We start from the raw sequence: 26,770 nt of genomic DNA on the forward strand, positions 1-26,770 counted from the left end.
ACTAACGTCCCCAGGATCGGAGACTCTCGGCGTGTCCTCACCCCATACCCACTCTCAACCGGCCGCGCCGCCCGACGACCGCCTGGCCAGCTTCCTTGGCGTCTTCCGCTACAGCCACCGTGCCCTAGCGCTGGTCTGGCAGACCTCCCGCCCCCTGACCCTGGGGCTGGCGCTCTGCACGTTGGTCGCCGGGGTGCTGCCCGCGGTGGCCGCCTGGATCGGCCAACTGATCGTCGACTCGGTGGTGGCGGCCATGGCCCGGCATGGCGAGACCGGCGAAGTCGACTGGTGGGGCGTGCTGCGTTACGTGGTGGCCGAGGCGGGCGTGATCGCCACCATCGCCCTGGCCCAGCGTGGCCTCTCCGCTCAGCAATCGCTGCTGCGCGCCCTGCTCGGCCAGAAGGTCAACGTGATGATCCTCGAGAAGGCCGGCACCCTGACGCTTGCCCAGTTCGAGGATTCGGAGTTCTACGACAAGCTGACCCGGGCCCGCCGCGAGGCCTCGGTGCGGCCGCTGGGCCTGGTCAACAAGACCTTCGGCCTGGCCCAGAACGCCATCTCGCTGGCCAGCTTCGGGGTGCTGCTGGTGCAGTTCTCGCCCTGGGCGCTGCTGGTGCTGGTGATCGGCGCCCTGCCGGTGTTCGTCTCGGAGGCCAAGTTCTCGGGGGACGCCTTTCGGCTGTTCCGTTGGCGCTCGCCACAGACTCGCATGCAGATGTACCTGGAGACGGTGCTGGCCCGAGAAGACAGTATCAAGGAGGTCAAGCTGTTCGGCCTGGAGCCGCTGCTGCTGGAGCGTTACCGGACCATCTTCGACACCCTCTACGGCGAAGATCGCCGCCTGACCATCCGTCGCGAGAGCTGGGGCTTTCTGCTCGGGCTGCTGGGCACCCTGGCCTTCTATGCCGCCTACGCCTGGGTCGTGGTGGAGACCGTGACCGGACGACTGACCTTGGGCGAGATGACCATGTACCTGATGGTCTTCAAGCAGGGGCAGTCGTCACTCTCGGCGAGCCTCACGGCGATCGGCGGCATGTACGAGGACAACCTCTACCTCTCGAACCTCTACGAGTACCTGGAGCAGCCGGTACCCGCCGAACGCGGCACCTTGACCAAGGGAGAGTGTCCCGGCGACGGCATCCGTTTCGAGGGTGTGGGCTTCACCTACCCCGGGGCCGAGTCGCCGGCCCTCTCGGGCATCTCGCTGCACCTGCGCCCCGGCGGAAGCCTGGCCCTGGTGGGGGCCAACGGCTCCGGCAAGACCACCCTGATCAAGTTGTTGACACGTCTCTACGAGCCCACCGCGGGGCGTATCCTGCTCGACGGCAGCGACCTGAGGGACTGGGAGGTTCAGGCCCTGAGACGACGTATCGGGGTGATCTTCCAGGACTTCGTGCGCTACCAGATGAAGGTCGGCGAGAACCTGGGCGCCGGGGACGTCGCGGCTTTCACCGACGAGGCCCGCTGGCAGGAAGCCGCTCGTCGCGGCCTGGCCGATGACTTCATCGCCGACATGCCCGGCGGCTACCACACCCAGCTGGGGCGCTGGTTCAAGGGCGGCCAGGAGCTCTCTGGTGGCCAGTGGCAGAAGATCGCCCTCTCTCGGGCCTACATGCGCGAGGACGCCGACATTCTGGTACTCGACGAGCCCACCGCGGCCATGGACGCCGCGGCTGAAGCAGCCGTGTATGCCGACTTCCGCGAGCACAGCCGCGACCGCATGACCATCCTGATCTCGCACCGCTTCTCGACGGTACGCGCCGCCGAGTGGATCCTGGTGATCGATGGCGGCGAGATTCTCGAGCAGGGCGACCACCAGAGCCTGATAGCCGCCAATGGCCGCTATGCGCGTCTCTTCCGCCTTCAGGCCAAGGGCTATCGATAACCCAGAACGCCCCATCGCCCGGCCAAGGCAGCTCTCCCGCTACCAGCTCAAAGGGCGATCCAGTGCCTTGAGTAGCGCGTCATCGCGCTCATAGATATCGGGGCGAAAGGAGAGCTCGCCCGCCTCTGTGGCATGCGCGGTCCAGTAGTGCAGGACCACCGGCACATGGCGCTCGAGGGGAACATTGCGCGTTTTCCCCGTGGCCACCAGATCACGGATGTCGCGCGGAGTGTTGGTATCGTCGAGCAGCAGCTGCACCAGTTCCATGACGTTCTGAACGCGGATGCAGCCGGAACTGAAGGCGCGCTGTTGACGCGAGAAGAGCTGCTGCGCCGGGGTATCGTGCAGATAGACCAGATGATCGTTGGGGAAGCGAATCACCACGCGGCCCAGGGGATTGTCCGGCCCGGCATCCTGGCGCAGCACCACGTTGCCCGGCGAGCTCCAGTCGATTGTCCCGGGGTCGAGCTCACGCCCGGAAGGGCTCAACACGCGGATGTTGTTGCGCGCCAGATAGCCCAGGTCACGGCGAATTTTGGGCAGCATGTCTTCGCGGCGGATAGTGGGCGGTATCGTCCAGGTCGGATTGACGGTCAGGTGCGTGATCTCGGAACGCAGCGAGGGTGTCCGACGATAGGGCTGCCCGACCACGATGCGTGACCGCCACACCTCGCCATCGGGACGAAAGTAGCTGATCCGGTAGCCGGCGATGTCCACTAGCACGAAGGCGTCAGGTAGCCCATGGAGCAGCCAGCGAGCGCGCTCCAGGTTGACCCGGATCTGAGCGATGCGCTCGCCCACCGGCACATTCAGGGCCTCGCGGGTCCTGGGGCCGACAATGCCGTCCTCCTCGAGCAGATGCAGACGCTGGAACCGCTTTACGGCCTCGACCAGCGCCTCATCGTATCGCCGCGGCTGCGGAGCGCTCGAGTCTGGCCCGGCAAAGAGACCGGCCACCATCACCTCGAGTTCGCCGATAATCGCCAGACGCTGACGCAGCAGCAACACATCGTCATGAACGTCGCCCGGCTGCAACGACTGTTCACGGGACGGCAGCCTCGGCCAGCCTCCCTGGCGCTCGATATGGCGATAACGCGCCAGCCCCGCGCGCAGGCGCTCATAGGGAGCCGCCGAGGGGCGCGCCAGGGCAAAGGCCTGTTCGAAGCGCTGGGCATCCACCGCTCGCGACACGGCGCCCAGGTCCAGTGGGGGCGCATCGATGGGTACCTCCCAGTCCGCGTCGATGCGGTGGGGATCCACCTTGCCGCGCTGGAGATGACGCAGCGCCGTCAGCAAGATACGGCTTGTCTGAATGTCGGAGTTGGCCCGCTCCGCCGGGGTTTTCCCCTCGGCCCGCGTCCGGCGGTATTCCGCCATCAGCGTGTCCGACCGGTAGTCACGAGGGTTCAGGCCATCGTCGTCCAGACCGCGCAAGGCCTCGACGAGCCCGCTGACGCTCTCGGCCTTCTGCCAGGCGGGTCGCCACTCGCGCGCGGCATAGAAATCCCGCAGGTTCCCTTTCTCCTCGGCCAGGCGCTCGGCCAGCGCACCGACCACGGCAGCCTCGCGTTCTTCGGCGCTGGCCCAGGCGCTCATCGAAAGCATCATCACCACGGCGAGGAGCAGTGGCGTCAATCCTTTGGCTGATGTCATGAATACCGGCTCCTGCGTTGAGAATGGGGTCTGGTCATCGTGTCTCCCTTGGCCATAATAGTGCCCGACGTGACGTCGCAGGTAGACTGGCCCCGTTTTGCCTGGCTCGTGATGCCTCCCGCCGTCGGGAGTGATCAACGACACCCTCTAGCATGCCACATAATAGGTTTCCCGAATGCCGACCCCCTTCATGAATCGATGGCTTCGCGGCATGGCCCTGTGCAGTGTGTTGCTGTCGAGCGCCTCCGTCGCTCTCGCCGGCAATGACTTCCTGGCCCAGGCCTACGCACCGAAGCCCTTGCCCCAGAGCTCTCTCGAGCAGAGCCTGACGCGACTGGCGCCAGACGCCGCCCCCCGGGTGCTGCGCCTAGCGGCGCGTGCGCTCTCCTGCGCTGACCCTCATGCCGAACGCCTGGCGGTGATCGATTTTTCGCTGCCTTCGACAGAACCGCGTCTCTGGGTCTTCGACCTGCAGCGCGACCAGCTACTTTTCGAGGAACTGGTCTCCCACGGCCAGGGCTCCGGCAATGCCTTGGCCGAGCGTTTCTCCAATATCCCGGAAAGCCACCAGTCAAGCATCGGCCTGTTTCGCACCATGAACAGCTACCAGGGGCGCAATGGCTACTCGCTCCGTCTCGAGGGCCTCGAGCCCGGCGTCAATGACCTGGCCTACCAGCGCGCCATCGTCATTCATGGGGCCGATTATGTCAGCGAGGCGTTCATCGAGCAGACCGGGCGCCTCGGCCGCAGCCATGGCTGCCCGGCGGTTCGCCAGGAAGTCGCGGCGCCGCTGATCGACACCATCAAGGATGACCAATACCTCTTTACCTACTATCCCGATCCCGAGTGGCTGGCGAACTCGAACTTCTTCCATTGCGATCGCAACGAGGCGCAACTGGCACTCAACTGATCGGCGTCCTGTGGCCGCCTCTGGCACCACGCTGGCCGTGCGCCAGCGGGCGGGCCATGTCGAAGCAGTGGCGCTACGTTGAGCGCCAGGATTGCAGCCACCTCTCGGACTGGCCATGCTGAACGTCCATGGGGGACTGGCACAGGAGAGGACGATGCAGCATCGTGTATTAGTTATTACCGGGGCGTCGAGCGGGATTGGCGCGGCCACCGCCCGGGCCGCCTCGCGGGAGGGTTATAAGCTGGTACTGGCTGCCCGCTCCCGAGAGAAGCTGACGGCCCTGGCCGAGGAGTTGGGCCCGGAGAACGTGCTCGCCATGGGCTGTGACGTAACCGCCATGGAGGACCTTCAGGCCATGGTCGAGCAGGCCATGGAGCGCTTCGGTCGCATCGATGCCGTCTTTGCCAATGCAGGACGTGGCGGCTCACCGGGAGGCTTCAGTGGCGGCGACCACGAGGCCTGGCGAGACATGATCCTGACCAATATCTACGGGGTTGGCTTGACCCTGCAGGCCACCCTGCCGGCGCTGCGCCGCAGCCGTGGCCATGTCCTGCTGACCGGGTCGGCCGCCGGTCGTGCCACCATTCCCGGCTCCATGTACGGCGCCACCAAGTGGGCGGTCAGCGGGATCGGCTATAACCTGCGCGAGGAATTACGGGGCAGCGGCATCCGGGTCACCCTCATCGAGCCCGGGATGGTCGATACCCCTTTCTTCGACGAACCCCCGGAGCACGCTCTGGAAGATCGCGATATCGCCAGCGCGGTGACCTATGCGCTGGGGCAGCCAGCGCATGTGGACGTCAACGAGATCCTGGTTCGCCCCACGCCGCCGCTGGAATGACCCACCGTTCAACACACCAATAACGCTTCCCCCCAACCAGAGGCTACGCCATGACGCTCTCGATCGGTGACAAGATTCCGGACATTACCCTTAAGACCAATGGCCCCGATGGGCCACAGGACCTTTCCACCGGTGACTTCTTCGCCGATAAACGCGTGGTACTTTTCGCGGTGCCCGGTGCCTTCACCCCCGGCTGCTCGAATACCCATATGCCCGGCTTCGTGGTACATGCCGATGACATCCTGGCCAAAGACGTCGATGAGCTCGCCTGCATCGCGGTGAATGATGCCTTCGTGATGGATGCCTGGCAGAAGAACCAGAATGCCGAGGCCATCACCATGCTGGCCGACGGCAACGCCGACTTTACCCGTGCCATCGGCATGGACAAGGATGCCACGGCCGGCGGCATGGGCATCCGCAGCCACCGCTATGCCTTGATCGCCTATGACGGCGTGGTGGAGTATCTCGGCGTCGATACCGAGAAGGGCGTGGTGGACAAGAGCAGTGCCGAGACGATCCTCGACAGGCTTGGCTAGATTCCCCCTGCCACCTGTCTCATGGCCTGGCTGCTCCCCGCCCGTTACGGCAGCCAGGTCCTGACGTTCGAGTACCATTTTCCTGGTAGCCTGTCAGCCCCTCCTTCCCCCCGAGCCACTGGAAAAAGAATGCAGCCCTCTGTTTAATCGAAATTTTTCCGGAAAAGCTGAGAAGGCTCATACTCTCCATGAGGCATCCACCGGTTCTGTAACATCACTTTACAATCGCTCAGGGCCGACCAACACTTATCGCGTCGCTCCCAACGCCACGATGCCTTGGTGCTCGCGGGCTAGGGGCCAGTAGATGGACTGCTGCCAGTGGGGTACACCAGAACACCAGACACGTGGGCCCAAGCCCCGTGGCTAAGACTCGCCTTTCGCAAGGCCTGATCACCATCAGCAATGGTTGCCCGCAACCACGAGGGAACGAGATGATGGAGCCATCCAGGCAACTCATGACAGTAGGGAACACAACCTCTTTTCAGGATACGCTTAAACAGCTTTCAAGTTATGGTTGGTCGATCCACCATGCCGATAATGCGCAGGAAGCGTTTGAGTTATTGAACAGGGAGGCCTGCCGAGTCGGATTGGCCGCCATCGATTCGTCGGGGGGGTCGCTTCCCCTGGAAGTTGACACCAGGCCCGGCTTGTCGCAGGTCCAGTGGGTGGCAATCCTCGAACATAATGTATTGCAGCACGACAAGGCTCGCGACCTGATCTACAACGCCTGCTATGCTTATCAGGCCCGCCCTATCGATGTGAGAAGACTCGATATACTGCTGGGTAGCGCACTGGGCATGGCGAGTCTCCATGAAGATCACTCCATCTCGACGCTTTTCTGTCCGGACGACAGCTACCACATGGTCGGCGAGAGCCCGATCATGCAACAGCTCTACCGAACCATCTACAAGGTGGCCGCTGCCGAGGCTCCCGTGCTGATTACCGGGGAATCCGGAACCGGGAAAGAACTCACGGCCCGTGCTATCCATGCCCATTCATCCCGATGCCATGGCCCGTTCAATGTCGTCAATTGTGGGGCTCTGCCTTCCGGTCTCATTCAGTCCGAACTCTTCGGCCATGAGAAAGGGGCCTTCACCAGCGCAAACCAACGCAAGATTGGCATCATAGAGAGCTCACAGGGAGGCACGCTTTTTCTCGACGAGATCGGAGATCTACCCCTGGACATGCAGGTCAATCTGCTTCGCTTCCTGGAAAACCTCAAGGTGTTTCGCGTTGGTGGACTCCAGGAGATTCCCGTCGATGTCAGAGTCCTGGCCGCCACCCACGTCGATCTCGAGAGGGCAGTGGAAAGGGGAGAGTTCCGCGAGGATCTCTATCACCGGATCAATGTGCTTCAAGTCAGGACACCGGCGCTCAGGGAACACCCGGAAGACATCGAGCCGCTCGCCCGCTTCTTCTTCCAGAAGTTCTCTTCGGAAAAGCCAACTCGGGTTAGTGGGTTCAGCCGAGACTGTGCGGTGGTCATGCGGCAGCACCCCTGGCCGGGGAACATACGCGAACTGGTCAATCGGGTCCGGCGTTCCATGGTCATGTGCGAACACCGGCTCATCACGCCCTCCGACATGGGGCTGGAACGACGCCAAACCCTTTCCCGTGACGCCGATACCCTGCAGCAGGTCCGCGACATGGCAGAGTCGGACGCCATCAGAGCCGCCCTAGCACGCAACAAGCACAAGGTGCTGCACGCAGCACGGGAGCTGGGTGTTTCACGAGTCACCCTGTACCGACTCCTCGAGAAGCACAGCATCGACAAGAACGGAGGTTCGGTTAATGGAAAGACGGTTGATCCATCGACATCCGGATTCGTTCAACTAACCTCAACATGATGGATGGGGCGCGTAGCGGTCTACTGATCAGCCCCATTCATATCAGGAGGTTGAACAGGTACATGCCTCTCCGGGGCGGATGAGGCACTACTCAAGCAAGAAGAACAGGAAGGGAACCATGAGCTCACGAGCCAAGAACATCCTCTACACGACCGGTATGCTATCGATAATCGGCTGCACGCCCGTTCTGGCCCAGCAGTCGGCACAGGATGCGCAGATCCAGCCGGTCGGCCAGGAGCCCGAGCAGCAGGAGGACCAGCCGGACGTCCAGGCCATGGCGGAATATGGCGGGGTGCTGACGCCCAAGGGCAGGCTGGTACTGGAGCCGGAGTTCCAGTACTCCCACGAGAGCATCAACCGCATGACGTTCGAGGGCGTGGAGGTATTGAGCACCCTGCTGATCGGGGTGTTCACGGCACAGGATGTCGACCGAGACAACTATACGGCCTCGCTGACCGGCCGGCTGGGCTTTACCGATCGCCTGGAACTCGAGATGAAGGTGCCCTATGTCTATCGAGACGAGTCGAACCGGGTCACGGTCTCTGAAGTCGACCCCGACTTCACCCTGGATCGCGAGTTATCCAACGATGCGCTGGGCGATATCGAACTGGCCGCTCACTACCAGTTCAACCGTGGCCTGGATGGCATGCCCTACTTCATCGGCAACCTGCGCTACAAGAGCACCACCGGCGAAGGGCCCTTCGATATCCGCCGCAACAGCGCCGGTACGCCACTGGAACTGTCTACCGGCACCGGCTTCCACTCCATCGAGCCCAGCATCACCATGCTGCTCCCCTCCGCCCCGGCCGTCTACTTTGCCAACCTGGGCTATGTCTTCCACCTGGAGGATGACGTCAACCAGCAAGTTACGCAGGATGATGAAGATCTTTTCATCCGAGATGTGGATCCCGGGGATGCCGTGAGATTGAGCTTCGGCATGGCCTATTCGATCAATCCGAAGACCTCTTTCACGCTGGGCTACAAGAACGACTTCATCGGGAAGACCAAGACCGAATACGTCAACAACACTACGGGCAGCACTACAGAAGTCGATTCTCAGACCTTGAACGTCGGCTCCCTGCTGCTTGGCTGGTCCTACCAGATGAACCCGGATGTCTCCGTCAACCTGGGCCTGGAGCTCGGCATCACCGAGGATGCCCCTGATACGACCCTGACCCTTCGCATGCCCATCGGCATGAATGTCTTCTAACCAAGCCCTATTCTAAACCAATCCCATAAACCAAGACGGCTGCCGATTCGGCAGCCGTCGCGCCTTATTGCTCATGTCTTTAACCATGCCCTCTTCCAGTCCAAAGGTGTCTCTCGTTTATCGATACGAGCTTGGCACTAATGCATATCAGCGCAGGATACCCGAGAGGGAGTCAACAATAGCGGCTCGCTGCTTGGCTGCCCTCAGTGCCCCGACATTGTTGAGCCGAATGTCGATATCGATCCGCTGCTGGATATCTCGCCCGGAGGCGTTGCTCACCACACCACTGACGATGGCGTTGCGCGTGATGTTGTGCAGGGCCGCCGTGAAACCCTTGGTATCGCTCAGGGTCACGCCGGAGAACTCCGCCAGACCCGAGAGATCGACTCCGCCGGGGGTCATGTCGGTCACGGAAAACCCGGTACCGGGCCCCACCTGGCTGGCTGACATGGAGGGATCACGGAATGTCTGGGAGACGATATCCGTCCCCGCCTTTGTGAAGTTCACCACCGACACCAGCTCGATACTGTTGTCGATCATCGTCTGCAGCCTGGCGCCGAAATCCACGTCGAGCCCACCGATATTGAAGCCCGCCCGCATCTGACCGAGTTCGGCCTCGGCGATAACGGTTCCACGATGGAAGTCACCCGTCGTCGAAGACGGAAAAGGCACCTGCGGGTAGAGCTCCGTCGGTACCTGAGTATTAACGTACTGAGTCCATTGGCCATCGATCGGCGCATCGTATTCTGACATGGAGGACGCTTGGGTTCCGGCCGCTACCAATACCAGCATAGCGCCGACCCATCGCGCCCCGCCTTGCCTTCGCATTCTTCTCGCTGGGGATGGCATCTTCAGATCTCCTCATCACCGGCCCATCTCATTCCTGGCGGGCAGGGTCAGCAGGCTGGCACCGATGCTGGAGCGGTTCACGCCTCTCGCCAGCGGTGAATCCGGGCGCACGGCCCAATCCTGCTCATGGTTGAAGTGGTTACGGGCAATCTCGATCTCCTCGCGTGCCCCCAGTACCGTACCGTTCCAAAGGGACTCGAAATGCTCCCTCGGCACCACCTGGGTGCCTGCCGCGGGATCACCCACCAGGATATTGTCGTCATCGATACCCTTGACGACGACGAAATGCTTGTAGCCCCCGGTGTCCACCATGGTAATGGCTGGCACCCCGATTCGGATGAAGTCATCCAGGCTGATCCTGAATCCGTCGGCATTTAGCCCCTGGGCATCCAGGTATCGCTTCATGTCCAGCATGGAAAAACCATGTCGCTGGATCTGCTCCGCATCTCCAGCACGGATCATGCTCTCGAAGACCTCTGCCTCGCTGGTCTCCCTCTGATAGTGGAAGGTCAGCAGGGTCGCGACGGACGCGGAGCCACAGCTGAAGTCGTACTGTTGGCGAATCACCCTGTCCCAGCCCTTCTCCTGCAGGCTCTTGGCCTCGACCTGAAAGCTGCCGAAACGATTGGCAATGGCCACCTGGCCGGCATGGGCAACCCCAATACTCCCCATGAGAACGAGTGATGCCATGCCACAGCAGAGTTGCCTGGTCAGTTTCATGGCAAGTCTTCCCTTGGCTGGAAAATCATATATCCGAACCCCATCGGGGCTCAGTTGGCGATAAAGACACTGATGCCCACCGCATTGTTGATGGAATTCCCGTTGCCGGTCACGGCGCTGAAGATTCCCGTACCGCTATAGCTTCCCAACGCATCGGGGGCAAAGCTGATGTTCCCGGAGACCATGTCGCCACCGATATCGAAGGAGGTATCCGTTACCGAGGCCTTAAGGTTCTGGACGCTTTTTACCGTGGTGAGGTTGACGATCGCATCTCCCTCCCTGGCTCGCGCCTTGCCCATCTCTTCCGGGTCCATTCCTTCCATCGCGGCAAAACCTTCCGCCTGGGGCGAGTGGCGATTCTCTGCCTGGCTCTGTGGCGTACCGAGGGTCAGCAGCACCAAGGAGAGAGCGAGAGCCATCAACTTTAATTGTCGGTGAGATAATGTAGAAAGAGTTGAACTGACTAATGACACCTTCATGGCCTTACTCCCGGTATCTTGTCCATAGGACAGTTCACCAAGGGAGCCAGTGGAGTTGCCCCCACCAGCTCCCGGCTCACGCGAGCGCGTCAGAGCGCTCCCTATCAGTTGGTGCCGATGCTCACGTTGCTGTGAGCCGCGACGTTGGTGCCGGACACCTGGGAGTTGTAGAGGCCGGTGGACACGTTCATGTTGTTGATGCCACCGAACACCCCGGCCGCGACGGACACGTTGGCCGCCCCGGTCGCCAGGCTGGCAGCGCCACCATTGCCACCGTTGCCGCCTGCACCACCATTGCCGGCGTAGGCATAGGCGTCACCGGTGGTTGCACTGCCACCGCCACCGCCACCGCCATTGCCATTTCCGCCGTTCCCGGCCACAGCGCCAGCATCACCACCGGCACCACCGGCTCCTGCCGTGGCCGTGCCACTACCAGTGCCAGAGGCACTGCCTGAACCGTTCCCTGCTCCACCGGTACCGGAAGTTGCGGTAGCGCCAGCACCTGAATCGGAGGCAGCATCCTGCGAACCGCCAGAGGCCAGGAAGCCACCGTCACCGGCATCGTCATTATCCGCAATGGCACCCGAGCTGGAGCCAGCGGCTGCACCAGCGTCACCACCCTCGCCGGAACCCAGGCCAAGACCAAGTCCCATGCCAGTGCCACCAGCATTGCCACCTGATGCATCGGTACCGGTTGAGGCACCAGCACCACCACCATTGCCACCGTTTCCGGTGCCGCCATTACCGCCGACACCAATGCCGACGTTAGCGGCAATGGAGCTACCTCCGGTGCCACCACTAGCACCAGCAGCACCCTGTGCGCCGTTGATGCGGATGCCGGCCCCATTGACGGTGGAGTTGAGCTCCTGAATGGAAACCACACTGGTAGAGGTGTTGTAGGACTCGCTCATGGCCCAGGCGTCACCGCCACGGCCGGTTGAGCCTCCGGTACCACCCATGCCACTCCCAGTAGCATAACCACCGGTGCCGGCGCCACCGGTACCACCGGCACCACCTCCGCCACCGAAGAAGTCATCAGAGTCATCATCTCCGCCATTGGCACTGCCACCGGTACCTCCACCGGCAAGCCCAAGCCCGAATCCGGCTCCGCCATTTGCCTGGCCGCTGTTACCTCCGGTGGCATTGGCATTTGACGTCACATTCTGATTAACGTTATCAGCTGCACCAACACTCGGGTTGGCATGCGCCGTCGAGATAGCCATCACGAGGGCCAGCAGCGGGGTACCCGCAATTACGAGATACTTTTTCATGATCATGTCTCCATTTGTTGTGTCTGCTGCAGCCTGCGAACTCGCGCCATCGTCCTAAGGATTTATTCGGGACCCTTGAATGACGCATCCTGCTCGCAGTCACCAACCCATGAGCACGATCCATGCCAGTTGAGAAACCACTGGATGTAATCGACTGTAAAAGAGGGAAATTTATAAAAGCCGGATACTTACCATAGGGTAGAGACATCGTCATGTCGTTTTGTAACTGAATGGTTAGTGATTCATTCATGAAACACCGCATCGACAAGAAAGCCTGAACTACAGTGCATTCTCTTCAGAAACAAGCGACTAACGACAGCTCGTGAAGTGACTCGCCGGCGTTACAGTCAAGTATCGAAACAAACTCATCCGATGATTGGCCGACTGGCCAGAAACCTGCCGTCCAGTGACGAGACCCTCAACGTCTCGAGGCCAAAGATGATCTGGTAGACCATAGGGTCTCCTGCCGGCGGTCCAGTGTGGCTCAAATCGGGCTCGCTGTTCTCCCAAGCGCGTTGAGCGGTTCACATAGGACCACTGCGAGCCCAGGCCCGTCGGGGAGCGGCGCGACCAGCTTCCTTCCCGTGCCACCGAATAGGTCCTTGCCGCTGCGTCGTAGAAGGCGAACCACCGACCCGGCCTGACGCAGCAGCAGGATGATGCGGATACAGAACCCGTCGCGGCTCCGTCGGCAGCACGGTCTGGTTCGTGAGCACTGCACGACCTACAGCGCAGCTTGATGTGGTACGAGAGCGTTGAGGTGAGCCTGACCTAACGTATGGGTATCGCCGCGGAGGATAGGCGGGTCATCGGCGAGGAACTCAAGGCCAAGGTGTATACCATGGGCGGCAGCCTCGAGTATGAGTGGTCCAGTGCCTGGAGGACGTGGGCGTGAAGCTGCGCAACAGGCGGCCGGTCCGAGGATGAAAGGGTGGTGATATCGGCCGGACATCCCGGCCGACATCACCCCGGGAAACTCCGCAGTGTCAACCATGCGCCTTCCGGCCTTGGGCGAAAGACCGCAACTAGCATTTGAGGATGGACCCATCATCGTCATAAAGGGGGTAGCTTCCCTGCTCGTCATGATCTTCGGGGCCTACCAGGGCCGGCGTGAAGACACACAGCAAGGTCATCCCCCCGACGCTGCTGAGGATATGTTCCTGGTGCTGGTCCATGGCATAGAGCACGCCCGGCGTCAGTGTATACCGGCCTCCCTCGGTCAGGTCCTCAATGCTACCCTCGCCTGCCAGGCAGATCACTGTCTCCACATGGTGGCGATAACACATGTGCAGTTGCTGTCCCGGCCTTATGTACGTCTCGTTCACGGAGTGGCCCATCTTGTCGGCGCGAAGCGTATAGCGACGACTGATGAATTACTCCTCGTGGACGGCATTGCTTTCAGCGTCTTCGCGGGTACGAATAATCATGTTGATTGTCGACTCTTGCGATGCTCAGCAGATGTGGTCTGGTGCAGTTCCTCAGGCCTGCTGGGAGGGGTCCGGTATGCTGGGAAAGCGGGCCGGATATGCCTCCATGAAGGCATGACAGACGCGCAATACCCGCGCGTCATCATGCCTGCCGCCGGCGAGTTGAAAGCCTACCGGCAGACCGTCATCGGTGAAACCACAGGGCACAGAGGCCGCGGGTTGCTGGCTGAGGTTGAAAGGATAGGAAAACGGTGCCCACTCTTCCCAGTCCGTCATGCCGCTTCCGGGAGGAACCTGATGATTGGCCTCGAACGGCGAGATCGGCACGGTCGGCGTCATCAGCAGATGATACCGCTGGTTGAAGTGCTCGAGGCCCTCGGTAAGACATGCGCGCTCCTGCAACGCCCGAAAGAGTTCCAATGCGCTCCAATGCTCGGCCTCTCGCGCATTGGCCACCAGCCCGGGGTCCAGCTTGGCCCGCAACGTGTCGTCGAGCTGCGACCACTTTTCCAGCGAGGCGGTGAACCAGAGCTTCTTGAAGGTATCCAGGGGGGAGCTGAAGCCAGGGTGGATTTCCACCACCTCGGCGCCCAGCGATTCCAGTTTTCGCGCCGCCTCGGCGACCCGGTGGGCGACTTGCCAATCGACCTGTGCATATCCCAGGGCAGGCGAATAGGCGATGCGCAGACCGTGCAACCCCCGGTCGAGATCTTGCCCCCAGTCCTCCGGCTGACCCCGCAACGCATAGGGGTCGCGATAGTCATAACGGCCTATCACATTGAGCATGCTCACGGCATCACGCACGGTTCGGGTCAGGGGCCCCAGGTGTGACAGGGTCGGCTCCGTGGCCGGTGGCCACTGCGGGGTCCAGCCGAAGCTGGGCTTGAAGCCAAAGACACCGGTGAAGGCCGCGGGAATCCGGATGGACCCGCCGGAATCGCCGCCCTGATGAAGCACGCCCATGTTAAGCGCCGCCGCCACGGCGGCACCGCCGGAAGATCCTCCCGGCGTCAATCGCGTATCCCAGGGGTTAAGAGTGGCGCCGAACACCCGATTATCGGTGACCGCTTTCCAGCCGAATTCGGAGGTGTTGGTCTTGCCCAGAATGACCGCGCCCGCCTCGCGCAAAAACCGCGCCGGCGGGGCGTCTCGCTCGCAAGGGGTGTCCGATACCGTCAGCGACCCCGAGCGGCACGGCATACCGGCGACCTCGGTAAGGTCCTTCAGCGACACGGGAACCCCGTCGATGGCGCTCAGTGGCTTGCCTTGACCCCAGCGCCGCGCCGAGGCCATCGCCGCCGCTTCAGCGCCCGCATGGTCCACGTGGACATAGGCATTCACCGTGTCATTGAAGCGCTCGATGCGTTCGAGGGCGGCGCGTGTGGCCTCCAGCGGCGAGGCGTCGCGTGATCCAAAAAGCGCCGCCAGGCGTTGCGCATCTAGCGTGCCTAGATCCGATTCGCTCATGCCGCACCTCCTATCCAATGCAGGGATCCATGGCGATAGTCTGCCAACATAACGCAGGCCGTTGGAGCGCTCCAAGCGTGGCGCCTGCGGCAAGGCGACTCGCCCCCGGGCGCGTCGCGCCAGCGGGGGGCCCCACTCCAGCCAGCGGGCGAGCGGGCACCTCGACGATGGTCGTTCTCATACTCGACCGCTATGCTGGCATTGATGCACTGCAGCGGCGGCCTGGCCAGGCTGCCCGAGCCAAGGAGCGTAAATGAGCGAAAAACGACGGATCGACCTGGCCCTGCAGGGTGGCGGCGCCCATGGCGCCTTCACCTGGGGCGTAATGGACCGATTGCTCGAGGACGAGCGCATCGAGATCGAGGGCATCAGCGGGACCAGCGCCGGCGCCATGAACGGCGTGGTAATGGCCGATGCCCTGACCCGCGGCGACGAAGCCACCGCTCGCGTGGCGCTCCGTGATTTCTGGCGTGCCGTCAGTCGGGCAGGGATGGCGAGTCCCGTGCGCCGCACACCGCTGGACATGCTGACGGGGAACTGGAGCCTCGACCATTCGCCGGGCTACATCGCCCTGGATCTGATGAGCCGTCTGGTATCGCCGTACCATTTCAATCCCTTCAACTTCAATCCGCTGCGCAACATCGTCGCCGAACGCGTCGACTTCGCGCGGGTCCGGGCCTGCGAGAACCTCAAGCTCTTCGTTACCGCCACCAACGTGCGCAGCGGCAAGCAGCGGATCTTCTCCCGCGAAGAGATGAGCCTCGATGCGGTAATGGCCTCGGCGTGCCTGCCCACCGTCTTTCAGGCGGTGGAGATCGACGGCGAGGCCTACTGGGACGGCGGCTACATGGGTAACCCTTCGCTGACGCCCCTGCTGCACGACTGCACGGCCGGGGACATTCTGCTGGTGCAGATCACCCCCATGTATCGCCAGGAGGTCCCCACCAGCGCCGCGGACATCCTCAACCGACTCAACGAGATCACCTTCAATAGCGCCTTGATCAAGGAGGTACGCTCGGTGGTGATCCTCCAGAAACTGCTCGGCGAGCATGATATCGATATTGGCTGCTACCGAAACGCCAGGCTTCATCACCTTAGCGGCGACGAGCCGCTGGCGCACCTCTCCGTTTCCAGCAAGCTCAATGCCGAGTGGGCTTTTCTCTGTCACCTGCATGACCTGGGGCGCGCGACTACCGAGGCCTGGCTCATGGAGCACTTCGACGACCTGGGAGAGCGCTCTACCCTGGACGTGGAACGCATCTTCCAGGAGATCGAGCAGACTCGCTGAGGCAGCGTTGACGACAGGCCGAGATATGGCATGGCAGCATAACCCGGCACCGGTCATGCTCGAGACAGGATGGCACTTTGCCATTCGAGAGGTTTCCAACCAGGCAGGGCCACAGCAAAGGAGGTGAACGTCGTATCGAGCGGGACGACACCATGGGCACCTGTCATAACGCTGACATCGTGCGCCGGCAGTGTCGACACTATGACGACAAGGAGAACTGCGCCGATGGTACGCATCGACAAGAAGGCCACCCGTCTCTACGTGCTGGACACCAATGTCCTGATCCATGACCCTGCCGCCCTCTACCAGTTCGACGAGCACGAAGTGGTCATCCCGATGACCGTGCTCGAGGAGCTCGACAAGCACAAGAACGGCATTCGCGAGATCGCCCGCACCGCCCGCCAGGTCAGCCGCACCCTGTCCGACCTCACCGCCAACGTCGACCTCGAGCAGATCCGCGACGGCATTCCCATCCCTCGGCTCGTCGGCCCGGAAGGCCGCCTGCGCCTGCTCTGCTACACCGACCTCAAGCCCCTGGACCCGCTGGAGGAAAGCCCCGACAACCGCCTGTTGGCCGAAGCCTGCCGGCTGCGCGACGAGCGACCGGACGCCTCGGTGATCCTGGTGACCAAGGACATCAACCTGCGGGTCAAGGCCGCTGCGCTGGGCGTGCCGGTGGAGGATTACCTCACTGATCGCGCCTTCGACGACAGCGATGCCATGCTGGATGGCGCGCGCGTCTACCCCGAGGCCGGCCAGGACGGCAGCGGACTCTGGGACAGCCTGGCGGTGGACGTCAAGGTCGAGCGCCAGGATCATCGGGTCATCTACCGTCTGGCCGGCGACATTCCCCGCGAATGGCATCTCGGCATGCTGGTGTCCGACAGCGACAACGGCGCCAGCTTCGAGGCCATCGTGCGCGAGGCAGGCCCCAAGCATGCCCACCTCGAGCTGCTTACCAACTACCGTCACGGCACCAGTGTCTGGGGCGTGCACGCCCATGACAGCCGCCAGAACTTTACCCTCAACCTGCTGATGGACGATGACATCGACCTGGTGACCATCGCCGGCAGCGCGGGCACTGGCAAGACCTTCATGACCCTGGCCGCGGCCTTCCAGCAGACCCTGGACAGCAAGCGCTTCGAGCGCATCGTCTTCACCCGGGCACCGATCACCATGAGCGAGGACATCGGCTTCCTGCCGGGCACCGAAGAGGAGAAGATGTCGCCCTGGATGGGGGCCTTCCACGACAACATGGACAACCTGCTGCGCGACGAGCACGACGGCAGCAGCGCCTGGAACCAGGATGCCACGCGCCAGCTGCTCGGCTCGCGGGTGCAGATACGCGCCCCGGGCTTCATGCGCGGGCGCACCCTGAATGACACCTTCCTGATCATCGACGAGGCGCAGAACTTCAACCCCAAGCAGCTCAAGTCACTGATCACCCGGGCCGGACGCAATACCAAGATTGTCTGCCTGGGCAACGTCGGCCAGATCGACACCCCCTACCTGACCGCCAACACCTGCGGCATGGCGGCGGTGGTCCAGCACTTCCGCGACTGGCCCCATGGCGGTCACGTGACCCTCAAGAGCGTGGAGCGCTCGCGCCTGGCGCTGGCCGGCGAGGAGCTGCTTTAAGAGGCGAGCGCGCTTCGCGCTGGTGAATGGTTAAGGGCGAGTGTAGGAGCACAGCTCGCCTGCGCGATCGGAGGCCAAAGGCCTCCTGGCGGTGTCTCGGTTCTGTAAGTCCGGTAAGCGCCAGCGCACCGAGAAGGCGTTAAGGCGCGCGGCTGGTTCAGTTGGACATCAGCATCAGCAGAGCCAGCCCCGCGGCCACTCCCATCATCAGCACTGCCGCATGGCGGCGCAGCCAGCTCTCAACGTGAATCATTCCATCCAACATCCGCATGGCCTTGTGCTCGCGCGCTACCCACCAGGCCACCCAGCGTCCCTGCGCCGTGGCCAGCCGGGCGAGGCTCACCTGCCCCCGCGCATGCAGCCACTGCGCAGCCCTTACCAGTAGCCACCAGAGATCACCGGGCGGCAGTCGCGGGGCAAGCCGCAGCGGCCGATGACGGCTCACCAACCAGGCAACCATCGAGGCCGTCAGCCCCAGGCCCAGTGGCCACAGCAGCCCAAGGCGGTCGGTCAGCGGTGGCCAGCCATGGATAATCAGCGCTTCGTCCAGCCACCAGGGCAGGGTCAAGGCAGCCAACAGGGTCCCCAGCCAAGCCAGCGGCATGGGCGAGAGCAGCGGTTCGAGGCCCTCCGTGCGTGCCTGGCGCTCACTCTGCCACTGGCACCAGAGGGTACGGGCCATCAGTGCGGTGGTCCCCACCGCCGCCAGGGAAAGCCAGGTCACCACGGCCGAATAGCCGCCCTCGTAGAGCACCGACTTGACGGCCCACTTGCTGACCAGCCCCGACGCCAGGGCCCCGGTAAGCGACAGCGCCGGCAGTGCCAGCAGAAGCCAGAGCAGCCAGGCCGGCAGCCGGGGCGGGTGCTCGCCGATGCCGACCCCGAGGAACAGTCCTCCCTTGGTCAGGCCATGGTGGGCGGCGAACAGCACCACCGCGACCGACAGCGCGGGCCAGAGCGCGGGAGCGACCAGGCCCATGGCCACCAGGGCCGTGATCAAGCCCATCTGGCTGACGCTGGAATAGGCGAGCACCGTCTTGGGGTGACGTTGGCAGACCCCGTAAAGCGCGGCCCCGATGGCGGCCGCCAGGCCGGCCACCAGCATGGCCCGTCCCAGCCAGACGAAGGCCTCGCCGGCGCCCGCCTCGCCCAGCGGCAGGGTCGCAAGCCAGCCGACCAGGCCCGCCTTGATCATGGCCCCGCTGAGCACCGCGCTGGCCGGTGTCGGTGCGACCGGGTGGGCCAGCGGCAACCAGATATGCAGGCCGATGACGCCTGCCTTGACCCCGAAACCGAGCCACAGCAGCAGGCCTATCCAGGCCCCACCTGTCGCCTCGAGCATCCCCTCGCGCAGTCCTCCCAGCGTGGTGGTCTCGGCACTACCCGCCCCCCATAGCAGCCCGGCCAGGATCAGCCCCTCGCCCAGTACCGCCATTACCAGGTAGGCCCGTCCCCCGGTATGGGCATCGCGTGTCGCCGAGTTCACCACCAGGCCATAGGCGGCGAAAGTCATCACCGCGAAGCCCAGATAGAAGCTGGCGATGTCCTCGGCCACCAGCAGCAGCAGGTTGCCGGAAAGCGTCAGCGGCCAGAGCAGCGCAAAGCGCGTGAGCCGGGAGGTCGCCGCACGGTCGCCAGCCACCGCCCTGGCCTGCTCGCCGGCCATGTAGCCCCTGGCATAGGCGCCCGCCAGCAGCCATAGCAATGCCGTGACGATCAGCAGCTGACCCCGCGCACCCTCCAACACCCAGTGTCCGCCAAGCAACCACCAGTCCAGCGCCAGCGCACCCTCGTCGAGGACCAGTGCCATTCCCAGGGCGGGCAGCGGCGCGCTGCACCAGAGCCCATCGATCTGCAGCGCGGGGCGTCGCCGATCGGCCAGAGCGGCCAGCAGCGGCACCCGCAGCATCAGCAGCAGCGGCCATAGCAGCGCGGCCGGTAGCGCCAGGGAGAGAAGCCCCTCGCTCATCGCAGGTACTCCGCGTTGGTCACCTGGGTCGCCCACTCCAGCGGGCTGAAGGGCATGCCTGCCAACATCCCGGCCATCAGGCTGAACAGTGCCGTGGCCATCGTCGGCACCAGCAACCAGGCATGGGTCTCGAACCGACCCAGACGGCGCTCTCCGGGCCACGCTCCCACGCCGTGATCGGGCCCGGGACGGAACCACAGCCGACCGAGGATCGGCAGGAAATAGGCGGCGTTGAGCAGGCTGCTGGTGACCAGCACCGCGATCACCCACGGCATGCCGGCCTGGATCGCCCCGATCCCCAGGTACCACTTGCTCAGAAATCCCACCACCGGTGGCACACCGATCATGCCCAGCGCTCCGACCGTGAAGGCCAGGCTGGTCAGTGGCATGCGCCGCCCGGCACCGTCGAGTTCGTCGATGCGGTGGATGCCGAGCTCCTCGGCATAGTTGCCGGCGCAGAAGAACAGGGTGACCTTCATCAGCCCCTGGTGCAGCAGGTGCGAGAGCGCGGCGATGGTCCCCAGCGGCCCGAACAGGCCGACACCCAGCACGATGTAGGCGACCTGGCTCACCGTGGAGTAGGCCAGCCGCGGCTTGAGCTCCTGCTGGGCCAGGGCACGCAGCGAACCGAACACAATGGTCACCGCCGCCACCGCCACCAGGCCGTGCAACACTCCCAGTTCGGCACTTAGTTCAATGCCATAGATGTCATAGACCAGCCGCACGATGCCGAAGGCCCCGGCCTTGACCACCGCCACCGCATGCAGCAGGGCGCTGACCGGCGCCGGCGCCACCATGGCCCGTGGCAGCCAGCCGTGTAGCGGAACCAGCGCCGCCTTGACGCCAAAACCAGCGACCAGCAGCCAGAACAGGCCCACCAGCAGCGGCTGGTATTCGGGCTCCAGGCCGGCAAGGATCTCCCGCTGGCCGAAGCGGATATCCCCGGCCAGGGCATATAGCGCCACCATGCCGATCATCAACACCAGCCCGGCGGTCAGCGTAAAGCGCAGGTAGACCTTGCCCGCGGCCAGCGCCTTCGCGGTTCCCCGATGCACCACCAGGGGATAGGTCGAGAGGGTCAGCAACTCGTAGAAGATCAGGAAGGTGAAGAGGTTACCGGCCAGACTGATGCCCAGAGTGCTGGCCACGCAGAGGCTGAAGAAGCCGAAGAAACGCTTACGGTTGGGGGAGTCCTCCAGGTAGCCGATGGCATAGACGGTGGTGAACAGCCACAGCAGCGAGGAGAGTCCCGCGAACATGATCCCCAGGGCGTCGGCACGCAGCACGAAGGGGAGCCCCTCCAGTACCGGAAACGCCACGGCATACTCGTGGCCCAGCCTCAGCCCCCAGACCATCCAGGCGACAAGGCTAAGCTTGATCACGGCCGCGCCGAGGTTAACCCCCGTGCGCGCCCGGAAGGCGCGCTCCGGCAGCAGGAAGATGACCACCGCGGCGAGCAGCGAAGTACCCAGGGCCGCCAGCAGCAGTCCGCCGTTCATGGTCGCCCGCCCTCGCGCAGCAGGGCCAGCGGCCACTCGGCCCCGAGCCCCAGCGCCAGAGCCGACAGGGCCAACAGCAGCGCGATGAGGTCCAGGCCAGCGGGCAACACTCGGACATCGTGGTGGGGCGCGTCCTCGGCGAAGGCGAAGCGGAAGACCCGGAACACGTAAGCGGCGGTCAACAGGGTCCCGGCCACCAGCACAGCGACCCACAGCCACTGTCCGGCGAGGATCGCCGCCTGCAGTAGTAGCCACTTGGCGGTAAAGCCGGCACTCGGCGGAAGCCCCATCAAGGTCACAGCGGCGATGCCGAAGGTCATCAGCGAAAGCGGCAACTGCCGGCTGATTCCTGCCAGGCCGCTGAGATGACGCTCGCCGGTAGCCAGCACCAGGTTGCCGGCCGCCATGAACATGGCCGCTTTGGCCAGGGCATGCCCAGCCAGCTGCAGCCAGGTGGCCTGCCACGCCAGGCTTGCGACCGCCGCCGAGGTGCCGGCCAGCAGCGGGAAAGCCAGCATCAAGTAACCCAGCTGCCCCACCGTGGACCAGGCCACCATCTGCTTGAGGGCATCGGCCCGCCAGGCCTGCAGCCCACCCCAGAGTACCGCCAGGCTGCCCAGCAGCCCGAGCAGCCAGGCCGCCGCCACCGCATCCGCCACCAGGCGCTGCCAGAGTTGCATCAGGATGAAGAAGGAGGCCTTGACCACCAGGGCGCCATGCAGGGCACTCACCGGCGCCCAGGCACTAACATGCACCGGCACCAGCCAGCCATGCAGCGGGAAGACCGCCGCCTTGAGCAGCAGACCGGCCGCCAGCAACGCCATGGCAATGCCGGTCACCGGCCCCGGCGCGGCGTTGGCCGCCAGGCCGGCCATATCCAGCCGCCCGGATGCGCCCAGCAGCAGCGCCACACCCAGCAGCCAGGCCAACGAACCCACCAGGGCATAGAGCAGATAGCGCATGCCCGCCACCAGCGCCTCCTGCTTGCCGGGCAGCAGCATCATGCCCACGGCGCAAAGCCCCATCAGCTCCAGCGCCGCGTAGAGGGTCAGCAGGTCGTCGGCCACCCAGATCAGGCCAAGGGCCACCGCCAGCCCACCCAGCAACGGCCAGAACCCGGCATAGGCGCGCTCGGCTACCGCGAAGGTCTGCCGATGGCCGACCGCGTAGCTCGCACTGGCCAACAGCAGCAGTTGCGTCAACAGCAGCAACAGTCCCGCAAGGCCATTCAGGCGCCAGTGGAGCAGCAGGCCACCAGGAGACCACGTGCCTTGAAACTCGCCACTGACCGAGACGCGATGCAGCAGCCAGAGGGTCGCCAGTACCAGCGGTGCTCCGATCAGCAGCACCGGCAGCATCCGCCGCGGTGGAAAGCACCCCGCCAGCGCACCCAGCAGCGCCGGGACCAGCAGCGTCAGCCACAGCACCACCACCTCGGTGGATAGCGACGCGGCTGATGACACGCTCATGGTGCCGCGTCCCTATCAGCGCCTAGCGTCACCCGGCCATCCAGGGCGTAGAGCCGGCCCAGCAGTGCGGCACCGAGCACCGAACCGACCAGAGCCACCACCAGCCCCACCAGGATCAGCCCCTGAACCTCGACGACCGGGCCGGCCAGGCCGGCCAGCAGCAGAAAGACGCCCGAGCCCAGCACGTTGAAGGCCAGCAGGCGTCTTAGCAGGTGAAGATGATGGGCGAAGGCCCACAGCCCCAGGGCCATGATGGCCAACCCGCTGGCCAGCAGCGGCCGGCGCGACACCTCGCCAGAGGCCACGAGCGGACTATTTCCCGAAAGCTCCCACACCGCCAGGCCGGCCAATGCCAACCAGACGAGGGCGGCCAGCCAGCGAACCGGCGACTGATGGCGGGGTCGCGCCTGATGGTCGCGCGGGGGCAGGCGACATCCCTCCCCCAGACGGCCCAGCGCATGAAACAGGGCCATGCCGGTCAGCAGCGCGCCCAGCACGATCTCGGCAAGCGCCAGCCAAGGCGCCTCGAGACGCCACCAGGCCAGCGCCATCAGCAGCGCAAAGGCAAGAAAGGCCAGGCAGGCACGGAACAGGTGTCGGTCGAAGAGACAGGCCGTCGCCAGGATCACCAGCAGGCCGGCGGCCACCAGCTCGCCCAGCAGCGACACCGCCGACTCAGTGGTCGCCGCGGTTAACCGCCTTCTCGATCAGCGCCTCGCTCTCGCTGCCGGGCCCCTTCTGCAAAACCGTCTGGGCCTCGTGCCAAAGGCAGATATAGCGATGACAGGAGGCGCAGTGCACCTGGTCATCGGGATTCTTGACCTGCGAGACACGCATCAGGTGGCTACCGCAGCTCGGACAGGCCACCGGCAGGCGAAAGTCTTCTGAAAGTGACATGGCAGTGCTCCTCATCTTGTGTAATGGACCACTCCTATCCTGCCGATATTGCCTTTAATTCTCCAGCCACCCCCTTACGGTCGAGCATCGCGGCGGACTCGGGGAACGTTCGGTGCGCCGGCAAGACGATTACGCCCCTCATGCTTGGCGCGGTAAAGCGCCTGGTCGGCCTGGGACAACGCCAGGTCCAAGCTTCCCTCCGGCGGCAATACGGCCAGACCCAGGCTCACCGTGATGCGCAGCGTGGTATCCGCCATCTCGAGCTCGATCGCCTCCACCGTCGTGCGCAGACGATCGAGCACGCCCCAGGCCTCGTCGAGCGGGGTATCCACCAGCATGACGACAAATTCCTCGCCACCGATGCGAGCGAACAGGTCATAGGGGCGCAAGCAGTCGCGACAGGTCGCGGCGAAGGCCTGAAGGGCCAGGTCACCGACGGCATGGCCGTAGGTATCGTTGAGGCGCTTGAAGTGGTCGAGGTCGAGCATCGCCAGGGGCACCGCGTAGCCCTGGCGGGCGGCACGAGCACGAAGCGCCTCGCCGAAGTCAAAGAAGGCTCGGCGATTGAGCGCCCCGGTCAGCATGTCGGTGCTGACCAGCTGTTGGGTGCGCTGCTCTTCCTGCTTGCGCGCGGTGATATCCAGCATCAAGCCGTCCCACAGGGTGGAACCGTCACGGCGGCGCGAGGGGCGTGCCCGGCCCTCGAACCAACGCAGACCATCGAATGTCTCGACGCGAAACTCCAGAATCCACGGTTCCAGGCTTACCGACGACTGGGCAAGCGACGTGGTCAGGGCCGCCCGGTCCTCGGCATGCATCCGCTCCAGCAACGCGTCGGCGCGCTGCATCACCAAGGACGGTGACAGGCCAGCAAGCACTCCCATGCCATCGCTGAGATAGAGAAAGTCGAGCTCGCCACGGACATCCTCGCGAAGCTGGAAGACGACCCCGGGAAGCTGCGCGAGGGTTCCCTGGAAGCGCTGCAGCAGGGCATGATCGTACTGCGCCTGCTGACACAGATCCGTGACGTCGTGGAGCGTCACCAGCAGCCGAAGCGGCTCGTCCCGCCCGGTGCCAAGCGGCTGGAAGACACCATCCTGGTGGATCAGCCGGCCATCGGCCCGGCGGCACAGCAACACGCCTCGCCAGGGTCGAAGGCGCTCAACGCAATGCGCCACGGCAAGGCGAATGTTGCCGTGCAGCGGGTCCACGTCCAGGCAGGTGATGCGGCGGCCGATCAGGGCCTTGGGCGGATAACCGCTATGCGGCTCGACGCCCGGGTTGACGCTCAGAATCACCCCGTACGCATCGGTGAGCATGGCAACGCCAGGGAAGCCGTCCCACAGTGCATCGGCAAGCGGTTGCTGATGGCTCCTGCGCAGTCGCCATCTTCGCCACCTGTCCCTGATCCGCGCCATGTACCGCACCTTGGGGGCTTCCCGCCTGGGTTTCGGAAGGGCGTCGGCGGCACATGCAGCATTGCCGACGTCCGCTAGAGTTTCAGCCGGTCCGCCACGTAGTCGGAATCCTTGTCACCACGGCCGGAAAGATTGACCAGAATATGCTGGTCGGCCGGCAGGTTGGGCGCCTCGCGCATGGCCCAGGCCACGGCGTGGGCGCTTTCCAGCGCCGGAATGATGCCTTCGACGCGCGACAGCGTCAGGAAGGCGTCCAGGCACTCGTCATCGCTGGCACTCTGATAGTCTACTCGGCCCTGCTCCTTGAGGTAGCTATGCTGAGGCCCGACGCCTGGATAATCGAGGCCAGAGGCGATGGAGTGAACCGGCATGGGGTTGCCCGCCTCGTCCTCCAGCACATAGCAGGCCATGCCGTGGATCTCGCCGGGCTTGCCCAGCGTCAGGGTCGCGGAGTGACGCGGGGTATCGAGCCCCTCCCCGGCCGGTTCCACCCCCACCAGGTGAACCTCAGGGTCGTCGAGGAAGGCGGTGAACATGCCGATGGCATTCGACCCGCCGCCCACACAGGCGGTGACATGGTCGGGCAGCCGAGCGTGGCGCTCGAGGAACTGCTCGCGAGCCTCGCGGCCGATGATCGACTGGAAGTCACGTACCATCTTCGGGAAGGGATGCGGCCCCACCACCGAGCCGATGGCATAGATGAAGTGCTGCGGGTCCTTGAGGTACTCCTCGAAGGCGCTATCCACGGCGTCCTTGAGGGTGGCCGTGCCACGGGTGACCGGCACCAGCGTGCAGCCGAGAATCTTCATCTTGGTGACGTTGGGATGCTCCTTCTCGATGTCCACCTGGCCCATGTGGATCTCGCAGGGTATGCCCACCAGGGCGCAGGCGGTGGCCAGGGCCACGCCATGCTGACCGGCACCGGTCTCGGCGATCACCTTGGTCTTGCCCATGAACTTGGCGAGCAACGCCTCCCCCAGGCAATGGTTGATCTTGTGGGCGCCGGTATGATTCAGATCCTCACGCTTGAGGTGGATCTGGGCACCGCCCAATCGTTCGGAGAGGCGACGGGCATGGAAGATTGGGCTGGGCCGCCCGACGTAATCGGCAAACAGGCAGGTCAGTTCCTGCTGGAAATCCTCGCGAACGCGAATCACCTCGTAAGCGGCGTCGATCTCGTCCATCACCGCCTTGAGCTCGGCAGGGATATGCTGGCCGCCAAAGCGACCGAAGTAGCCTCGCGCATCGGGCAAGTTGGCGAAGGGAGAAATACTCATGATCTCGATCCTGACGGCATGCGGAATAACGACATGCCATCCTGCCCCGCCCTCTCGACGCTGTCGAGGCGACCTTCGACGAAGCCTCAGGCCGCCAGCCAGAGCCCTCAGCTGGACATCCAGAGACCGAGGTTGAGCAGCGCCAGGCTAGCGAGCAGCAGGAAAGGAGGACGCGCACTACGACAGCAGGCGCGCAAGTCCGAGACCGGGAAGGCGCTGA

22 protein-coding genes are annotated in these 26,770 nt (G+C 64.0%); 8 read left to right on the plus strand and 14 right to left on the minus strand.

Features of this window, described 5'->3' with window-relative positions:
• The first annotated feature begins 31 nt into the window (after window positions 1-31).
• Window positions 32-1,885 (plus strand): ATP-binding cassette domain-containing protein, encoded by a 1,854-nt coding sequence (locus FHR95_RS08665; RefSeq protein WP_183314114.1) that lies wholly within the window; start codon window positions 32-34, stop codon window positions 1,883-1,885.
• A 39-nt stretch (window positions 1,886-1,924) separates the two neighbouring features.
• Here FHR95_RS08665 and FHR95_RS08670 read toward each other — a convergent pair whose 3' ends face one another.
• Complete coding sequence (locus FHR95_RS08670) at window positions 1,925-3,538, minus strand: L,D-transpeptidase family protein (RefSeq protein ID WP_246378475.1); 1,614 nt, start codon at window positions 3,536-3,538, stop codon at window positions 1,925-1,927.
• Between the two features lie 190 nt (window positions 3,539-3,728).
• Between FHR95_RS08670 and FHR95_RS08675 the strand changes: the two genes are divergently transcribed.
• The 5 genes from FHR95_RS08675 to FHR95_RS08695 all read left to right on the plus strand — a co-directional run bounded on the left by FHR95_RS08675 (window position 3,729) and on the right by FHR95_RS08695 (window position 8,882).
• Window positions 3,729-4,448 carry a murein L,D-transpeptidase catalytic domain family protein gene (locus FHR95_RS08675; RefSeq protein WP_221199273.1) on the plus strand — a complete coding sequence of 240 codons (720 nt, stop codon included), beginning with the start codon at window positions 3,729-3,731 and terminating at the stop codon, window positions 4,446-4,448.
• Window positions 4,449-4,602: 154 nt separating this feature from the next.
• Window positions 4,603-5,289 carry an SDR family oxidoreductase gene (locus tag FHR95_RS08680; protein ID WP_183314116.1) on the plus strand — a complete coding sequence of 229 codons (687 nt, stop codon included), beginning with the start codon at window positions 4,603-4,605 and terminating at the stop codon, window positions 5,287-5,289.
• A gap of 50 nt (window positions 5,290-5,339) precedes the next feature.
• On the plus strand, window positions 5,340-5,825 hold the full coding sequence (locus FHR95_RS08685) for a peroxiredoxin (RefSeq protein ID WP_183314117.1): 486 nt from the start codon (window positions 5,340-5,342) through the stop codon (window positions 5,823-5,825).
• 431 nt (window positions 5,826-6,256) lie between these two features.
• Window positions 6,257-7,672 carry a sigma-54 dependent transcriptional regulator gene (locus tag FHR95_RS08690; RefSeq protein ID WP_246378476.1) on the plus strand — a complete coding sequence of 472 codons (1,416 nt, stop codon included), beginning with the start codon at window positions 6,257-6,259 and terminating at the stop codon, window positions 7,670-7,672.
• A 118-nt stretch (window positions 7,673-7,790) separates the two neighbouring features.
• Window positions 7,791-8,882, plus strand: a complete 1,092-nt coding sequence (locus FHR95_RS08695) for a transporter (protein ID WP_246378477.1) — start codon at window positions 7,791-7,793, stop codon at window positions 8,880-8,882.
• A gap of 147 nt (window positions 8,883-9,029) precedes the next feature.
• On the opposite strand, the gene FHR95_RS08700 is transcribed toward FHR95_RS08695, so the two are convergent.
• From FHR95_RS08700 to FHR95_RS08725, 6 genes are all read right to left on the minus strand, one after another.
• Window positions 9,030-9,635 (minus strand): hypothetical protein, encoded by a 606-nt coding sequence (locus FHR95_RS08700; RefSeq protein WP_183314118.1) that lies wholly within the window; start codon window positions 9,633-9,635, stop codon window positions 9,030-9,032.
• Window positions 9,636-9,746: 111 nt separating this feature from the next.
• Entirely contained in the window at window positions 9,747-10,451 is a 705-nt protein-coding gene (locus FHR95_RS08705; RefSeq protein WP_246378478.1) for a C39 family peptidase, read from the minus strand.
• Window positions 10,452-10,501: 50 nt separating this feature from the next.
• Window positions 10,502-10,930 carry a hypothetical protein gene (locus tag FHR95_RS08710; protein WP_183314119.1) on the minus strand — a complete coding sequence of 143 codons (429 nt, stop codon included), beginning with the start codon at window positions 10,928-10,930 and terminating at the stop codon, window positions 10,502-10,504.
• Between the two features lie 104 nt (window positions 10,931-11,034).
• Entirely contained in the window at window positions 11,035-12,201 is a 1,167-nt protein-coding gene (locus FHR95_RS08715; protein WP_183314120.1) for a hypothetical protein, read from the minus strand.
• A gap of 1,025 nt (window positions 12,202-13,226) precedes the next feature.
• Window positions 13,227-13,571, minus strand: a complete 345-nt coding sequence (locus FHR95_RS08720; RefSeq protein WP_343065204.1) for an ectoine synthase — start codon at window positions 13,569-13,571, stop codon at window positions 13,227-13,229.
• A gap of 108 nt (window positions 13,572-13,679) precedes the next feature.
• Window positions 13,680-15,095, minus strand: a complete 1,416-nt coding sequence (locus FHR95_RS08725) for an amidase (RefSeq protein ID WP_183314245.1) — start codon at window positions 15,093-15,095, stop codon at window positions 13,680-13,682.
• Between the two features lie 253 nt (window positions 15,096-15,348).
• Between FHR95_RS08725 and FHR95_RS08730 the strand changes: the two genes are divergently transcribed.
• Both FHR95_RS08730 and FHR95_RS08735 read left to right on the plus strand, forming a co-directional pair.
• Window positions 15,349-16,383 carry a patatin-like phospholipase family protein gene (locus FHR95_RS08730; RefSeq protein WP_040185685.1) on the plus strand — a complete coding sequence of 345 codons (1,035 nt, stop codon included), beginning with the start codon at window positions 15,349-15,351 and terminating at the stop codon, window positions 16,381-16,383.
• A gap of 225 nt (window positions 16,384-16,608) precedes the next feature.
• Window positions 16,609-18,021 (plus strand): PhoH family protein, encoded by a 1,413-nt coding sequence (locus FHR95_RS08735; RefSeq protein ID WP_183314121.1) that lies wholly within the window; start codon window positions 16,609-16,611, stop codon window positions 18,019-18,021.
• A 157-nt stretch (window positions 18,022-18,178) separates the two neighbouring features.
• Here FHR95_RS08735 and FHR95_RS08740 read toward each other — a convergent pair whose 3' ends face one another.
• The 7 genes from FHR95_RS08740 to trpB form a co-directional block, all read right to left on the minus strand.
• A complete protein-coding gene (locus FHR95_RS08740) occupies window positions 18,179-19,990 on the minus strand; it encodes a complex I subunit 5 family protein (protein ID WP_183314122.1) in 1,812 nt (603 codons plus the stop codon).
• Window positions 19,987-21,489, minus strand: coding sequence for a complex I subunit 5 family protein (locus tag FHR95_RS08745; protein ID WP_183314123.1), 1,503 nt, complete (start codon window positions 21,487-21,489; stop codon window positions 19,987-19,989). The genes FHR95_RS08740 and FHR95_RS08745 overlap by 4 nt, the downstream gene beginning before the upstream one ends.
• Window positions 21,486-22,958: a complex I subunit 5 family protein gene (locus tag FHR95_RS08750; RefSeq protein ID WP_183314124.1), complete on the minus strand. Its 1,473-nt coding sequence runs from the start codon at window positions 22,956-22,958 to the stop codon at window positions 21,486-21,488. Before FHR95_RS08750 ends, FHR95_RS08745 begins: the two co-directional genes overlap by 4 nt.
• Window positions 22,955-23,626 carry a hydrogenase subunit MbhD domain-containing protein gene (locus tag FHR95_RS08755; RefSeq protein ID WP_183314125.1) on the minus strand — a complete coding sequence of 224 codons (672 nt, stop codon included), beginning with the start codon at window positions 23,624-23,626 and terminating at the stop codon, window positions 22,955-22,957. The genes FHR95_RS08750 and FHR95_RS08755 overlap by 4 nt, the downstream gene beginning before the upstream one ends.
• Window positions 23,627-23,633: 7 nt before the next feature.
• Entirely contained in the window at window positions 23,634-23,855 is a 222-nt protein-coding gene (locus tag FHR95_RS08760; RefSeq protein WP_040185679.1) for a hypothetical protein, read from the minus strand.
• A gap of 74 nt (window positions 23,856-23,929) precedes the next feature.
• A complete protein-coding gene (locus tag FHR95_RS08765; RefSeq protein ID WP_343065199.1) occupies window positions 23,930-25,273 on the minus strand; it encodes a sensor domain-containing diguanylate cyclase in 1,344 nt (447 codons plus the stop codon).
• A gap of 74 nt (window positions 25,274-25,347) precedes the next feature.
• A complete protein-coding gene (gene trpB / locus FHR95_RS08770; protein ID WP_183314127.1) occupies window positions 25,348-26,550 on the minus strand; it encodes a tryptophan synthase subunit beta in 1,203 nt (400 codons plus the stop codon).
• Window positions 26,551-26,770 lie beyond the last annotated feature (220 nt).

The sequence above is a fragment of the Halomonas fontilapidosi genome (assembly GCF_014192285.1).
GTDB classification, from domain to species: Bacteria; Pseudomonadota; Gammaproteobacteria; order Pseudomonadales; family Halomonadaceae; genus Halomonas; species Halomonas fontilapidosi.

Bases quoted from the DNA above. Each gene is read 5' to 3' on its own strand.
- FHR95_RS08670 (WP_246378475.1), bottom strand. From the start codon at position 3,538: ATGACATCAGCCAAAGGATTGACGCCACTGCTCCTCGCCGTGGTGATG.
- FHR95_RS08675 (WP_221199273.1), top strand. From the start codon at position 3,729: ATGAATCGATGGCTTCGCGGCATGGCCCTGTGCAGTGTGTTGCTGTCG.
- FHR95_RS08680 (WP_183314116.1), top strand. From the start codon at position 4,603: ATGCAGCATCGTGTATTAGTTATTACCGGGGCGTCGAGCGGGATTGGC.
- FHR95_RS08685 (WP_183314117.1), top strand. From the start codon at position 5,340: ATGACGCTCTCGATCGGTGACAAGATTCCGGACATTACCCTTAAGACC.
- FHR95_RS08690 (WP_246378476.1), top strand. From the start codon at position 6,257: ATGATGGAGCCATCCAGGCAACTCATGACAGTAGGGAACACAACCTCT.
- FHR95_RS08695 (WP_246378477.1), top strand. From the start codon at position 7,791: ATGAGCTCACGAGCCAAGAACATCCTCTACACGACCGGTATGCTATCG.
- FHR95_RS08700 (WP_183314118.1), bottom strand. From the start codon at position 9,635: ATGTCAGAATACGATGCGCCGATCGATGGCCAATGGACTCAGTACGTT.
- FHR95_RS08705 (WP_246378478.1), bottom strand. From the start codon at position 10,451: ATGAAACTGACCAGGCAACTCTGCTGTGGCATGGCATCACTCGTTCTC.
- FHR95_RS08710 (WP_183314119.1), bottom strand. From the start codon at position 10,930: ATGAAGGTGTCATTAGTCAGTTCAACTCTTTCTACATTATCTCACCGA.
- FHR95_RS08715 (WP_183314120.1), bottom strand. From the start codon at position 12,201: ATGAAAAAGTATCTCGTAATTGCGGGTACCCCGCTGCTGGCCCTCGTG.
- FHR95_RS08725 (WP_183314245.1), bottom strand. From the start codon at position 15,095: ATGAGCGAATCGGATCTAGGCACGCTAGATGCGCAACGCCTGGCGGCG.
- FHR95_RS08730 (WP_040185685.1), top strand. From the start codon at position 15,349: ATGAGCGAAAAACGACGGATCGACCTGGCCCTGCAGGGTGGCGGCGCC.
- FHR95_RS08735 (WP_183314121.1), top strand. From the start codon at position 16,609: ATGGTACGCATCGACAAGAAGGCCACCCGTCTCTACGTGCTGGACACC.
- FHR95_RS08740 (WP_183314122.1), bottom strand. From the start codon at position 19,990: ATGAGCGAGGGGCTTCTCTCCCTGGCGCTACCGGCCGCGCTGCTATGG.
- FHR95_RS08745 (WP_183314123.1), bottom strand. From the start codon at position 21,489: ATGAACGGCGGACTGCTGCTGGCGGCCCTGGGTACTTCGCTGCTCGCC.
- FHR95_RS08750 (WP_183314124.1), bottom strand. From the start codon at position 22,958: ATGAGCGTGTCATCAGCCGCGTCGCTATCCACCGAGGTGGTGGTGCTG.
- FHR95_RS08760 (WP_040185679.1), bottom strand. From the start codon at position 23,855: ATGTCACTTTCAGAAGACTTTCGCCTGCCGGTGGCCTGTCCGAGCTGC.
- FHR95_RS08765 (WP_343065199.1), bottom strand. From the start codon at position 25,273: ATGGCGCGGATCAGGGACAGGTGGCGAAGATGGCGACTGCGCAGGAGC.
- trpB (WP_183314127.1), bottom strand. From the start codon at position 26,550: ATGAGTATTTCTCCCTTCGCCAACTTGCCCGATGCGCGAGGCTACTTC.